This window comes from Microbacterium cremeum (assembly GCF_015277855.1).
Lineage (GTDB): Bacteria > Actinomycetota > Actinomycetes > Actinomycetales > Microbacteriaceae > Microbacterium > Microbacterium cremeum.
The window spans coordinates 2910227-2923287 of sequence record NZ_CP063812.1 but is presented as its reverse complement, the minus strand read 5'-3'; the positions used below and the strand labels follow the sequence as shown (position 1 = coordinate 2923287).

Genomic DNA, 13061 nt, shown 5'->3' with positions numbered 1-13061 from the left:
TCTGTATAGAGACAGGTGGTTCGGTCGGGCCGGCCGATGACGCGCCGCCGGCTACGGCAGGATGGACACGTGACCGATCGCGCAGACCAGGCAGACAGCACCACAGCGGCCGGCGAACGAACACTTCCCGCGGCGGACTACGTGCTGCTGGGCAGCCGGGTCGCGCTCGGGCTCGACGGCGGGTTCGCCGTCGCGGTGCCGGCGCGGCTGCGGCTGCTCGAGGCATCCGGTGCTCGTGATCCGCTCATGCTGAGCGTCGACGGGCAGGCGCCCGAGGCCCACGCCGCGCAGCGCCAGGCGTTCGTCGACGGGGGCCATGTGCCTTCGGCCGACCGCCTGCGCAACCTGTTCGACGAGCTGCAGGCGGGCGGGGCCTGGCTGCACGAGGTCGGGGAGCCGGGCGAGCGTACGCCCGGCATCGAGTACCGGACGGTTCAGGATGCCGAAGGCCGGGTGGTCGTGTCGCTTCCGGTCTTCGAGAACGATCCCGAGTGGCACCTGCGCGACGCGGCGGTCGTGGTGCATGCGCCCGGCGGTGACCGGGTGGTGCGCGGGTTCCGCGGACTGTACCTCGCGTGGCTCTCCCGCCTCGCGCAGGAGCGCCGCGTCGCCGCGGGCGACCCCGACCGCCTGTTCGTGGTGATCTGCGAGTCGAGGCAGATCGGCGAGGCGCTGGTGGACTGGGACGACCCGCGCGTGCGGCTCGTGCACACCGTGCACAACTCGCACCTGCCCGAGCCGTACGACGACCCGTCGGCGCCGGTGACCGGCCTGTGGAAGCGGTGGCTGCGCACGCTCGACCGGTACGACGCGGTCGTCTGGCCGACGGCCGCGCAGCGCGACGACGTGGCCGCACGGTTCGGCGACCCGGGCACGTTCCACGTCGTGCCGAACACGATCGAGCTCGGACCCGAGCCGGTCGCGGCCCGAGACCCTCAGCGCGTCGTGATGCTCAACCGCCTCGCACCGCAGAAGCGCGTCGACCTCGCGATCCGCGCGTGGCCGCGGGTCGTCGAGGCGGTGCCCGGCGCGCACCTCGAGATCTACGGCGACGGTCCGCTTCTCGACGAGCTGCAGCAGCTGATCGACCGGCTCGGGGTCGAGGCATCCGTGCGACTGCGGGGTGCGACCGACGACCCCGACGCGGTGTTCGACCGTGCCGCGCTGTTCCTCACGTCGACGGCGTTCGAGGGGCAGGGCCTCTCGATCGCCGAGGCGCTCGCGCGCGGACTCCCCGTCGTGTCGACCGATGCGCGCTACGGCCCGCGCGAGGCGATCGACGACGCCGGCGTGCTGGTGCCTCCGGCCGACGTCGACGCCCTCGCGGCAGCGGTGACCGAACTGCTTCAGGACGACTCGCGCCGGGCCGAACTGGCGTCGCGCGCTCGGCGTGCGGCCGCGGCGTTCACGCCCGAGTCCGTGCAGCCGGCGTTCGTCGCGGCGCTGCGGGCGGCAGTCGAGGGCCCGCCGCGCCGCGCCCGCTGACTCCGCCTCACGCGGCGGTCCGGCTCAACGACCCGGGTACAACGCGATCCGCCCTGGGCGGAGCCGCCGCAGGCGGATACGGATGCCTCGGCCGCGGCATCCGTTCAGGCTGGGGGCATGGCAGAAGAAGGCAAGATCCCGCAGTTCGGGGCCGAGGCACGGCGCGAGCTGCTCCACCAGCGCGTGCTCGTGCTCGACGGTCCGCTCGACGACGACAACGGCACGCTGATCGCGACGCAGCTGCTCGCGCTCGCGGCCGAGGACGAGGCATCCGACATCGCCCTCTGGATCCACTCTCCGGGCGGATCGGTGCCGTCGATGCTCGCGATCCGCGACATCATGCGGCTCATCCCGAACGACGTCGCGACCCTCGCGCTCGGGCTCGCATGCAGCGCCGGCCAGTTCCTGCTGTCGGCGGGCACGAAGGGCAAACGGCGCGCGCTGCCGCACGCGAGGATCCTCATGCACCAGGGTTCGTCGGGCATCGGCGGGTCGACGGTCGACGTCGAAGTGCAGGCCGACGACCTGCGGTACACGCGAGACACCGTGCTCGCGCTCGTCGCGGAAGACACCGGGCAGAGCATCGACCGCATCTTCGAGGACTCGCTGCACGACCGCTGGTACACGGCGGCCCAGGCGCTCGAGTACGGGTTCATCGACGGCATCGTCGACGACTTCGCGCAGATCGTGCCGCGTCGGCGGCGTCCGGCGGGCCTCGGCGTTCCGCCCGAGCGGACGAACGAGGTGGCGGCATGAGCTCGTACACGATCCCGAGCGTCGTGGCGCAGCATCCGCGCGGCGACCGCATCATGGACGTCTACTCGCACCTGCTCGCCGAACGCGTGGTGTATCTCGGCACGGGCATCGACGCGGGGGTCGCGAACGCGCTCATCGCGCAGCTGCTGCACCTGGATGCCGAGAGCCAGGACCGCGACATCCAGCTGTACATCAACTGCGAGGGCGGCGACCCCTCCGCGATGCTCGCGGTGTACGACACCATGCAGCACGTGCGGCCGGATGTCGCGACGACGGTGGTCGGTCAGGCCATCGGCGTCGGCGCCGTGATGCTCGCCGCGGGCGCGGCGGGCAAGCGTGCCGTGCTGCCGCATGCGCGCGTGGTGCTGCATCAGCCGGCGGGACAGGGGAGAGGCGCGATCCCCGACCTGATCCTGCAGGCCGACGAGCTGGTGCGCGTGCGCGGCGAGGTGGAGCAGATCCTCGCGCGGCACACCGGCCAGGAGCCCGCGAAGCTCCGCGCCGACACCGACCGCGACCGCGTCTTCACCGCCGCGGATGCCGTGTCGTACGGCCTCGCCGACCGCGTCCTCGACCGCGTCTGACCCCCCGCGGTCGTTGAGCGAGCGAAGCGAGACGAAACGCCCTGACCCCCCGCGGTCGTTGAGCGAGGGAGCGCCAGCGACCGAGACGAAACGCCTCGAGCGTCACGCGCACCTCGAGGCGTTACGACTCGCCACGCTCGCCGCTCAACGACCGGGGCCAGCGCCCGGGCCACCGGGCCAGGTCTTTCCGGCCCAGGGGTCGTAGTCGGCGATGAGCTCTTCCTGCGACGGGCGCTCGGGCTCGGGCACGTGCTGCAGATTCACGCGTACGCGGTACCAGAGCGAGCTCGACCCGCGCATCCCGTCGACGAGCACGTCGGCAGGATGCAGCTGTGCGGCGATCGACGGATGCCGCGCCCTCCACTCGTCGAGAGCCTCGAGGGCTTCGGGCTTGGTCTTGGTGCGGGCCACCTCGATGAGCGGCATCGTCGACTGCCGGCGCCCGTCGGCGCCGCCGGCGCGCGGCGGCTTCTCGGCCGGTCCGAGCTCCTCGGCGAGGCGCAGGAGTCCGTCGAGCGTGCCGACGGTGTCGTCGATGCCGCCGTGCGGGTCGCCCACGTCGGCATACCGCTGCGGGACCGTGAGCACCGTGAACTCCTCCGGGCGGCGGTCCCGCACCTCGTCCCAGTCGAGCGGTGTCGACACTCGCGCGTCGGGGAGCGGCCGGATCGAGTACGCGGAGGCCACCGTGCGGTCCTTCGCGTTCTGGTTGAAGTCGACGAACACGCTCTCGCCGCGCTCCTCCTTCCACCACCGCGCCGTCGCGAGGCCCGGGGCGCGGTTCTCGACCTCGCGCGCGAGCGTCTCGGCCGCGAGCCGCACCTGCTTGTAGTCCCACAGCGGCGCGATGCGCACCAGGATGTGCATTCCGCGCGACCCGCTGGTCTTCGGCCAGCCCACGAGCCCGACGTCGTCGAGCACCTCGCGCGCGACGAAGGCGGCATCGACGATCTGCGTCCAGTCCACCCCGGGCATGGGATCGAGGTCGATGCGCAGCTCGTCAGGGTGGTCGAGGTCTTCGGCGCGCACCGGGTGCGGGTTGAGGTCGAGGCAGCCGAGGTTGACCACCCACGCCAGGCCCGCGGCATCCCGGATCACCGCCTCTTCGGCCGACGTGCCTCGCGCGTACTGCAGGGTCGCGGTGTCGATGTAGTCGGGGTGGTTCTCGGGCACGCGCTTCTGGAAGAACGGTTCGGCGTCGATGCCCTTCGGGAAGCGCTTGAGCACCATGGGCCGCCCGCCCGCGCCACGCAGGGCGCCGTCGGCGACCGACAGGTAGTACCGCACGATGTCGAGCTTGCGCAGGCCCTGTGCGGGGAACACGACCTTGCCGGGGCTCGAGATGCGCACCTCGTTCCCCTCGATGACGAGGATTTCGGCCTCGGAGTTCGACGGGCTCACCCGGCCCACGCTAGCGACAGGGCGTGACATCGGCCAGGGCTCCCGGCCTCCGCAGTCCCGGGACCCGAGCGCGGCGGCTCAGGAGGCGAGCGCGTACACCCCGGTCTCGACGCGCGGCGCCGCGGCGGGCATCGGCAGGGGTGCCGACACCGAGGTCAGCTCCGTGACGGTACGCAGATCCTCGGCAACGGCGATGGTGAGGTCGATCAGGGTGACGTCGAGCGCGCCGGCGATCGCGGCGATCATCTCGCTCGAGGGCTCCTTGAGGCCGCGTTCGACCTCCGACAGGTACTGCGGCGACACGCCGGCGCGACGCGCGGTGTCGGTCAGGCGCTCGCCCCGCTCATGGCGCAGACGGCGCAGCACATCGCCGAGCGCATCGCGCCACAGCGGTTCGGGCTCACGGGCGGGCCGCGACGGCAGCGGGATCAGCTCGGCCATGGCATCAGGGTAGGACGCGACGGATGCCTCGGCCCACGCGTTCCGCTCAGAGCAGAACGTACGCCGGGCACGCGAAAGGGCCGCCCGGCGAACCGGGCGGCCCTTTACGAGGTTGCTGCGATCAGTTGTCGCCGCGCAAGATAGCGAGGATCCGGAGGATCTCGACGTACAGCCACACGACGGTGACCATGATTCCGAAGGCGCCGACCCAGCCGAACTGACGGGGAGCGCCGTTGCGCACACCCCGCTGGATCTGGTCGAAGTCGAGCACCAGCGAGTACGCGGCCATGATCACGACGAGGACGCCGATGATGAGGCCCAGCGGGATGCCCATGACCGTCTGGCTGAGCATGCCGAACGGGCCGCCGGCGATGGGTGCGCCGAACATCATCATGCCGATGTTGATCAGCGAGAACACGAGGTAGCCGACCATCGCGATCAGGAAGATCTTCGTGGCCTTCTTCGACGCGCGGATCTTGCCGCTCGCGAACAGGGCGAGGGTCACGCCGACGACCGAGAAGGTCGCGAGCGTCGCCTGGACGACGATGCCCGGCCAGATGAACTCGAAGAAAGCCGAGATGCCACCCACGAAGAGGCCCTCGAACGCGGCGTACGCGAAGATCAGCGCGGGGCGCACCTTCTTGCGCGACGTGAAGATGACGACCATCGCGAGGACGAAGCCGCCGAGGGCGCCGATGATCCACGGGGCGATCGACGGGTTCGGGTTCTGCGCGCTGACGCCGGCCATCGTCCACACCCAGCCGACGGCCGCGGTGACGAGGAGGATCGCGAAGAGTCCGACGGTCTTCCACACCGTGTCTTCGATCGACATGCGGTCGGTCTCGATGGCGCCGGCCGCGGGGGCGGCGTACATGCCTTCGAGGTGAGCCTGGGCTGCGGCATCCGTCGCTGCGCCCTGCGCCGTGGAGAACTGCGTCGGCGCAGGAGGCGGGGTCAGACCGGCTGCCTGACGGCCACCGGGATAGGTCTGAACGGCCTTCGGGTCCTGGAAGGCCGGGTTGCTGAACGCGGGGTTGTTGAGGGCCACTGCTCTCACACTCCAAAGTCAAGGAAGTCCCAGCACTGTGCTGTTCAACCACACTAACGGAATGGCCGCGATGGCAGGGCGGACAGGCCCTGTGAGGAGGCTATGAACGGATGCCGCGGCCGCCCCCGGTCGCGTTTCGTCTCTGCGTTTCGTCTCTGCGTTTCGTCTCTGCGTTTCGTCTCGCTTCGCTCGCTCAACGACCGGCGCTCGCTCAACGACCGGCGCTCGCTCAACGACCGTCGCTCGCTCAACGACCGTCGCTCGCTCAACGACCGCGGGGCTCGACCGGGGGAGGTCGTGCGGAGGTTAGGGTGAGACGGTGCCGCGCCGGACTCCGCTCGTCATCGGGCATCGGGGTGCGCCCGGCTATCGTCCGGAGCATTCCGCCTCGTCGTACGACCTGGCCTTCGAGATGGGCGTGGACGCGGTCGAGCCCGACGTCGTCGTGTCGAAGGACGGCGTGCTGGTGGTGCGGCACGAGAACGAGATCTCGGGAACGACGGATGCCGCAGACCGGCCCGAATTCGCAGACCGCCGCACGACGAAGACCATCGACGGCGCCGAGCTGACCGGCTGGTTCACCGAAGACTTCACGTGGGACGAGCTGTCGACCCTGCGCTGCCGTGAACGGCTGCCGGACATCCGCCCGGTGAGCGCGAGCTTCGACGACCAGCAGCCGGTGCTGCGGCTGCGCGACGTGCTCGATGCGGCGCGCGAGGCATCGCTCGAGCGGGGTCGCGAGATCGGCGTCGTCCTCGAGGTGAAGCATGCGACGTACTTCGCGACGCTCGGGTGGGACATCGCCGAGCTGATCGACGCCGAGCTGCGCGACGCCGGCTGGGCGGCTGGCGCGCTGCCGCTCACGATCGAGTCGTTCGAGTCGAGCGTGCTGTACGCGCTGCAGGAACGAGGCATCCGTGCGACCTACATCTATCTGCTCGAAGCGACAGGCCGCCCGTTCGACCAGCTCTCGGCGCACGGCAAGGCCGCGCTGACGTACCGGCAGACTGCGGCTCCGGCAGGGCTCGACGCGCTGGTCGGCCGGGTCGACGGCATCAGCGTCAGCAAGCGGATGATCCTCGCGCCCGACAAGCTCGGCCGCCTGACCGGCCCATCGTCGCTCGTCGCCGACGCCCACGAGCGTGGCCTGCGCGTTTACACATGGACATGCCGGCCCGAGAATACGTTCCTCATCGGTCAGTTCCGCAGCCGTGGGGCAGCGGGCGCGTTCGGCGACTGGGCGGGCGAGTGGGCGGTGATCCGGGATGCCGGAGTCGACGGCGTCTTCGTCGATCACCCCGACCTGGGGGTCGAGTTCTTCCGCGCCTGACGTCCCCGCGGCGGCTCAGCCCTCGTCGTGGAAGCTCGGCAGGTGCGAGAGGCCGACCAGGAGGCCCTCGGGACTGAGGAAGCGCGCCGTCGTCTGACCCCACGGTTCGGTCTTGGGCCCCGAGAGGATCTCGAGGCCGCGGCCGCGGAGCTCCTCGGCGCCCGCGGCGACGGCATCGGGAGAGGCGAGCTCGAACTCGATCCATGCCTGCGGCACCGGGCGGTCGGCCGGCCACTCCGGCGTTCCGAACGTCGACTCGGCCGCCTGCGCGAGCGGCCAGATGGCGAAGGCCTTCGTCCCGGCGAGGTCGTCGGCGTGGTGATAGTCGGGGGCGAGCTCGTGGAACCCGATGCCGAGGTCGCCCGACCAGAAGTCGAGCGCCGGCCCGGGCTCCCGGCTGATGGGGCCGAAGCCCGCGACGAACTGGATCTCCATGTCAGTTCTTTCCCAGCCGCTCGGCGACGACCCGCGCAGTCGCCGCGGGATCGGGCCGGTGCATGACGGACTCGGGCACGACGACGAGTTCGGCTCCGGCCATCTCGGCGGCCAGCCTGTCGGCCGCGGCGATCAGCAACGGGAACGTCTGCTCGCCGCGCAGGACGGTGACCGGCACGCGCACGCCGAGCATCCGCTCGTCGGGGGTCGACACCTGGGCGACGAGCCGCGTGTCGTAGACGGTCGACTGCGCCAGCGGGACGAGCGCCGCGAACTGATCGCTCGCTCGCATGCCCTCGACCATCTCCCGCGGCAGCCCGACGTTCTCGAGCTGGAACGTCACGACCGCCTCGTCGGGGTGCCCCTCGTCGACGAGGCGCTGGAGGCGTTCGGCGAGGTCGGGTGCGGGCTCGTCCTCCCCGAAGCGCAGCGGCGGCTCCGAGAGGAACAGGGCGCGCACCGGCACGCCGCGCGACGCGGCGTACAGCGCCAGGACCGCGCCCGACGAATGCCCGAGCACCGCGGCGTCGCCGCCGACGGCATCGAGGACCGCCGCGAGGTCCTCGACCTCGCGATCCGGCGTCGAACCCCGGGCGTCGCCGCTCGATCCGCGCGCACGCCGGTCCCACGTGACGGCGCGGAATCCCCGGTCGGCAAGAGCGCCGGCGAGTCCCGCCGCATCGGCGGCGACCGACAGCGCGCCACCTGTGATGATGACGACCGGCCCTTCGCCGCGTGCCTCGTAGGCGATCGCCGTGCCGTCGGATGATGTCGCGGTGTCCATGCCGTCCAGGCAACCACGCTCCTCCGACACTCGAGAGGACTTCGCGCCCCCGCGGTCGTTGAGCGAGCGCAGCGAGACGAAACGGGGTGAGGTCTGCGGGGAGGCGCTGGCGTTTCGTCTCGCTCGTTCCTCGCTCGCTCAACGACCGAACCGCTCGCCCGTCGCGTCTGCCGGTCGTTGAGCGAGCGGAGCGACACGAAACGTCGTGAGGCAGCACCCGGTCGTTGAGCGAGCGGAGCGAGACGAAACGCCGCTTGTGCCGGCTCGACCACCGCGCCCGGCGCGCCGCGGAACCCATGGACCCGTGCCCCCTAGGGTGAGTCGGGTGACCACGGACACCACGATCACCGCGGGCATCGCCGTCGACGGCGTGCGCCGCGCGTTCGGAGAGGTGCAGGCGGTGCGCCAGGTGACGCTGCGGGCGCATGCCGGCCGCGTCACCGGCCTCGTCGGCCCCAATGGCTCGGGCAAGACGACGCTGCTGCTCATGCTGGCGTCGCTGCTCGCCCCGGACGCCGGGTCGATCCGCATCGACGGCGTCGACCCGGTGGCCGAGCCGCAGCAGGCGCGTGCCCGCATCGGCTGGATGCCCGACGCGCTCGGCGCGTGGGGCACGCTCACCTCGCGCGAGACGCTGGTCTTCACGGCGCGGTTGTACGGGATGCCGAAGCCCGAGGCATCCGTCCGTGCCGACGAGCTGCTGCACCGGGTGGGCCTCGCCGAGCTCGCCGATGCCCCGGCCCGCGTGCTGTCGCGGGGTCAGAAGCAGCGTCTCGGCCTCGCGCGCGCCCTCGTGCACGACCCGCGCGTGCTGCTGCTCGACGAGCCGGCGTCGGGTCTCGACCCGCAGGCGCGCATCGATCTGCGCGTGCTGCTGCGGCGGCTCGCGGCCGAAGGACGCACGATCCTCGTGTCGAGCCACATCCTCTCCGAGCTCGAGGAGGTCGTCGACGACGCCGTCTTCCTGGTGGCGGGATCGACCGTCGACCCGGCGCGCGTCGAGGCGGCCTCGCGTCGTACGCGCCCGTGGCGGGTGCGAGTCGCGGGGGTCGAGGCATCCGTCGCCGTCGAACGGGTCGCGTCGGCGCTGGCGCTCTCGCCCGAGGCGCTGAGCACCGACCGGCGCGACGTGGTCGTGTCGTTCGAATCCGAGGATGCCGCGGCCGCAGCGCTGCGCAGCCTCGTCGCCGCGGGCGTCGACGTCGTCGAGTTCGCCGCGGCGCAGGGCGCGCTCGAACGGACGTTCCTGCACCTGGGGGAGGGGACGCCACCGCAGGCCGCCGCCTCGAGAGATCACGGCGCCGACGAGAGCGAGGCGACCTCGTGAGCGGTCAGCGACTCGGCACGATCATCAGCCTCGAGCTGACGCAGCGCACGCGCAGCATCGCCTGGTACGTGCTGCTCGGCGTCTTCGCGCTGCTGCTCGTGATCGTCACGGCGCTGTCGTTCCTCGCGTGGGGCTTCACCGAGCAGCCGGGCGCCGCGATCTACTCGACCATCGTCTACATCACCCTCCTCCTGGTGGTGCTCGTCTCGCCGACGCTGAGCGGAAACGCCATCAACGGAGACCGGGATGCCGCGACCCTCGCCCCGGTGCAGGTCACCCTCGCGACGACCGCCGAGATCCTGTTCGGCAAGTTCCTCGCGGCGTGGGTGACGGGGCTCGCGTTCGTCGCGGTGTCGGTGCCGTTCCTGCTCATCGCGACGCTCGCGGGCGGCGGCAGTCCCGCGACCATCGGCGTCTCGCTTCTGGTCCTCGTGTTCGAGGTGGGGATCATCGCGGCGATCGGAGTCGCGCTGAGCGGCATCCTGTCTCGTCCGCTGTTCTCGGTGGCGACGACGTATCTCGTCGTCGCGGCGCTCGTGATCGGCACGCTCATCGCATTCGCGCTCGTCGGGTACACGGTGCGGTCGGAGGCGACGAACCACCACCGCAGCTACAACTACGAGCAGTACACGGGCGACACGTATCCGTGCATGCCGGGTGAGGAGCCGATGGGCGACTACCCGTGCGACGACGACGTCGAGATCACGTGCGGCGAATGGCAGGTGTCGACGTACGAGGTGCCGCGGTTCGACCGGGTGTGGTGGCTGCTGGCGGCGAACCCGTTCGTGATCCTGGCCGATGCCACGCCGACGACCTTCGATCGGCACGGGTACCCGGTCGACCTGTTCGGCCAGATCAAGGCCGGGGTGCGGTGGGCGCAGATGCCGCCTGACCTCGAGCAGCGCTGGGACGACTGCGGGCCGATGCCGTACGAACCGTCACCGACCCCCGAAGAGGTCATTGCGCAGACGGCGCCGAGCTGGTTCGTCGGCATGGGGCTGCAGGCGCTGTTGGCGGCCGGGCTGCTGTGGTGGGCGTGGGCCCGGACGCGGACGCCTGTGGGACGGCTGCCGAAGGGGACCCGGATCGCGTAGGTCCTTGTGGCCGCGGCGCATCGAGAAGATCACGCCGGATCCGGCGCGGGCGGCCGCGTTCCTCGCGACGGATCGCAGGCGTAAGCCTGATCGTCTGAGCGACCAGGCCCGTCACGCCGGCGTCATCGCGGCCATCGCGACGGCGGAGACGGCCATCATCCAGGAGTGAAGGCGTCCGCCGGACTCGTGCCGCGCCGAGCGCGTGCACCACGCGGTGACGAGCACGTAGCCGGCGCTGAGGACGAGCGCCATGAGGCGGACTCCCTCGGTGCCGCCTCGACACGGGTGGCAGTGGCTGTCGACGGCGGATGCTGCGGGCACCGCGCTCCCGGCGGCCACGAGGAGGGCGGCCATGACCACGAGACCGAGTGCGACGTGCGCGGTGAGCGCGACGTGCGCGCGGGCGGCGGGTGCGGCACTGGAGCGACCGCGCACGATCTCACCGCGGCGGCGTCCCACGACGAGGCCGAGAGCGCCGGCGATGAGCGCCGCACTCCAATACACCGGCGCCACGATGTGCCACAGCATCGCGTCGGCCATCGCGACGAGCATCAGGACCGACGCGACGACCTCGGGTGTGGGGAGGAGGCGATGCTCTCGCACCAGGACCGCTGTCCCCAGCACCGCGGGCACGAGGGCACCCGCATGCAGCAGATCGCTCACACGGCGCCGACGCGCACCCAGTCCGCGTCGGCGGTATCGGCCGGCGCGCCGACGGCGAATTCCACGGCACCGTCTGCCACGTCGAGCGCGACGGTGAGCTTGGTCTCCCAGCGGAGGTGTGCCGGCTGGTCGGGCCGTGGGCGGACGGAGATCGGAGCATCGCGGAGGGCGCCGAACGCGAGCGCCCGCTCCCGGTGACCGGGAATCCGGGCCAGATCGGCAGCGTCGACGAGGCACTCGTACCGCGGCACGCTCGTCGTCTCGTACGGCGAGAACTCGCCCGCGGCCAGACCGTGGTCGAGGAAGTGGTTCGTGTGCGCGATCGTCTGGCCGGGCTCCGCCTCGATGACCGCGACCCCCGCGGGAGAGACCTCGATGGCCGCCGCCTGGGCGACGCCGTCGTGGAACGCCGCCACCGTGAACACGCTCGACGCGGCGAGCGGCACGCTCTCGGCGATCGAGACGGCCTCCTCGACGGTGCGGGCGTCCTCGAGGATCATCCGCGCGACGACGTGCACGGGCACGCCGGCCCGGGATCCGTCGGAGCGGTGGTGCAGGATGTTGAAGTGCACGCCGAGCCCTCGGTCGTTGACGCCGATCTTCGCCGGCTGGCCGAACTCGCAGAACGTCGCGACCCGCGCGCCGGAGTGCGCACGGAATCGCCGCACCACGGTCTCGTTCGAGAGCGTCTCATGCCAGTCCCACGTCTGCAGCGTGCGGGGTGCACTGCCGTCGGCAGGGATGTGCACGATCGTCGAGCACTCCATCGACGGCGTCATGCGCGCCAGCACTTCGGTGCGGGATGCCAGGAGGTACACATCCTGCACCGACAGTCCGCTGCCTTCGGCCATGCCACGGAACTCGGCGGCCACGGCCGGAGCGTGCTGCTCGGTCGCGTCACGGCAGCCCTCGGCGACCTCGGTCGCCACGGCGCTCGTCACCCCCGACTGCTGAAACAGCTCGAGGTAGGACGCGAGCGCTCCCGACAGCTGCGGCGCCCACGCGGCTCCGAATCTGCGACCCTCCTCCAGGGGGTCGTCGCCCAGCGCCGTCCACCGGTGCACGATCATGTGTCTCCTCCGATGCGCTCGACGAGCGCCGCGACGTCGCCGTGGGGGCATCCGCGGGCTCTGGCCGCTGCCGCCACCCTGTCACGGACGTCCTTCGGCTTGTCCTGGCTGACCTTGAACACGGCACGCTGCTCGATCACATCGAAGCGGAACGACACGATGCCGCCGACGATGCGCTCGAACGTCGGGAGCGACGTCGTCATGTCCCACGGCGTCGCCTCGAGGTTCTCGAGCTCCTCCACCGTCCGGGTGACGACGTGCATCCCGTCGACCCGGTCGTCCAACACCGTCACGCGCGCCGTCAGATGCACCGCGGCGTAGTCCCACGTCGGCACGTTCGGGTCGTCGGCGTAGGTCGTCGGCGAGACGTAGCCGTGCGGCCCCGAGAAGACCAGCAGCACCGGGTCGCCGTCGCGCAGCTGCTGCCACTGCGGGTTCTTGCGGGCGATGTGGCCGAGCAGCACGGCGCCGACGAAGTCTCCAGGCTCCGGCATCCTCTCGATGACGACCGGTGCATGGGTGACGGTCGGTGCTCCCTCGGCGCCTCCGGCGTTGGACACGATGAGCGCGAACGGATTGCTGCGCACCAGCTCGTGCACCTCGTGCAGAGACGGCGCGCGGTACTTCTCGAACTCGTACACGC

The 13061-nt window shown here is 71.3% G+C and carries 14 protein-coding genes; 6 read left to right on the top strand and 8 right to left on the bottom strand.

The genetic code is table 11. The annotated features are described in order from the left end of the window. Positions 1–69: 69 nt before the first annotated feature. From IM778_RS13245 to IM778_RS13235, 3 genes are all read left to right on the top strand, one after another. Positions 70–1485 carry a glycosyltransferase gene (locus IM778_RS13245; protein ID WP_194409319.1) on the top strand — a complete coding sequence of 472 codons (1416 nt, stop codon included), beginning with the start codon at positions 70–72 and terminating at the stop codon, positions 1483–1485. A gap of 117 nt (positions 1486–1602) precedes the next feature. Beyond that, on the top strand, positions 1603–2241 hold the full coding sequence (locus tag IM778_RS13240; RefSeq protein WP_194409318.1) for a ClpP family protease: 639 nt from the start codon (positions 1603–1605) through the stop codon (positions 2239–2241). Then, positions 2238–2825 (top strand): ClpP family protease, encoded by a 588-nt coding sequence (locus tag IM778_RS13235; RefSeq protein WP_194409317.1) that lies wholly within the window; start codon positions 2238–2240, stop codon positions 2823–2825. The genes IM778_RS13240 and IM778_RS13235 overlap by 4 nt, the downstream gene beginning before the upstream one ends. A 144-nt stretch (positions 2826–2969) precedes the next feature. On the opposite strand, the gene ligD is transcribed toward IM778_RS13235, so the two are convergent. From ligD to IM778_RS13220, 3 genes are all read right to left on the bottom strand, one after another. Beyond that, a complete protein-coding gene (ligD, locus tag IM778_RS13230; protein WP_194409316.1) occupies positions 2970–4226 on the bottom strand; it encodes a non-homologous end-joining DNA ligase in 1257 nt (418 codons plus the stop codon). A 78-nt stretch (positions 4227–4304) separates the two neighbouring features. After that, the gene (locus IM778_RS13225; RefSeq protein ID WP_194409315.1) at positions 4305–4667 is read right to left on the bottom strand and encodes a helix-turn-helix domain-containing protein; all 363 of its coding nucleotides are present in this window, start codon (positions 4665–4667) and stop codon (positions 4305–4307) included. A 121-nt stretch (positions 4668–4788) separates the two neighbouring features. After that, positions 4789–5715 carry a Bax inhibitor-1/YccA family protein gene (locus IM778_RS13220; RefSeq protein ID WP_194411886.1) on the bottom strand — a complete coding sequence of 309 codons (927 nt, stop codon included), beginning with the start codon at positions 5713–5715 and terminating at the stop codon, positions 4789–4791. Between the two features lie 319 nt (positions 5716–6034). On the opposite strand from IM778_RS13220, the gene IM778_RS13215 reads away from it, so the two are divergent. Continuing rightward, the gene (locus tag IM778_RS13215) at positions 6035–7045 is read left to right on the top strand and encodes a glycerophosphodiester phosphodiesterase family protein (RefSeq protein ID WP_194409314.1); all 1011 of its coding nucleotides are present in this window, start codon (positions 6035–6037) and stop codon (positions 7043–7045) included. A gap of 15 nt (positions 7046–7060) precedes the next feature. On the opposite strand, the gene IM778_RS13210 is transcribed toward IM778_RS13215, so the two are convergent. Then, positions 7061–7480: a VOC family protein gene (locus IM778_RS13210; RefSeq protein WP_194409313.1), complete on the bottom strand. Its 420-nt coding sequence runs from the start codon at positions 7478–7480 to the stop codon at positions 7061–7063. Between the two features lies 1 nt (position 7481). After that, positions 7482–8264 (bottom strand): alpha/beta fold hydrolase, encoded by a 783-nt coding sequence (locus IM778_RS13205; protein ID WP_194409312.1) that lies wholly within the window; start codon positions 8262–8264, stop codon positions 7482–7484. A gap of 325 nt (positions 8265–8589) precedes the next feature. Here IM778_RS13205 and IM778_RS13200 point away from each other — a divergent pair, with 325 nt between their 5' ends. Beyond that, positions 8590–9591, top strand: a complete 1002-nt coding sequence (locus IM778_RS13200) for an ABC transporter ATP-binding protein (protein ID WP_228484555.1) — start codon at positions 8590–8592, stop codon at positions 9589–9591. Further along, positions 9588–10685: an ABC transporter permease gene (locus IM778_RS13195; RefSeq protein ID WP_194409311.1), complete on the top strand. Its 1098-nt coding sequence runs from the start codon at positions 9588–9590 to the stop codon at positions 10683–10685. The genes IM778_RS13200 and IM778_RS13195 overlap by 4 nt, the downstream gene beginning before the upstream one ends. Positions 10686–10796: 111 nt before the next feature. Here IM778_RS13195 and IM778_RS13190 read toward each other — a convergent pair whose 3' ends face one another. From IM778_RS13190 to IM778_RS13180, 3 genes are read right to left on the bottom strand one after another with little or no spacing between them, the layout of a single operon-like run. After that, positions 10797–11348, bottom strand: a complete 552-nt coding sequence (locus IM778_RS13190; protein ID WP_194409310.1) for a hypothetical protein — start codon at positions 11346–11348, stop codon at positions 10797–10799. Continuing rightward, positions 11345–12418 carry a C45 family autoproteolytic acyltransferase/hydrolase gene (locus IM778_RS13185; protein ID WP_194409309.1) on the bottom strand — a complete coding sequence of 358 codons (1074 nt, stop codon included), beginning with the start codon at positions 12416–12418 and terminating at the stop codon, positions 11345–11347. Before IM778_RS13185 ends, IM778_RS13190 begins: the two co-directional genes overlap by 4 nt. Beyond that, on the bottom strand, positions 12415–13059 hold the full coding sequence (locus tag IM778_RS13180; RefSeq protein WP_194409308.1) for an FMN-binding negative transcriptional regulator: 645 nt from the start codon (positions 13057–13059) through the stop codon (positions 12415–12417). Before IM778_RS13180 ends, IM778_RS13185 begins: the two co-directional genes overlap by 4 nt. Positions 13060–13061: the final 2 nt, after the last annotated feature.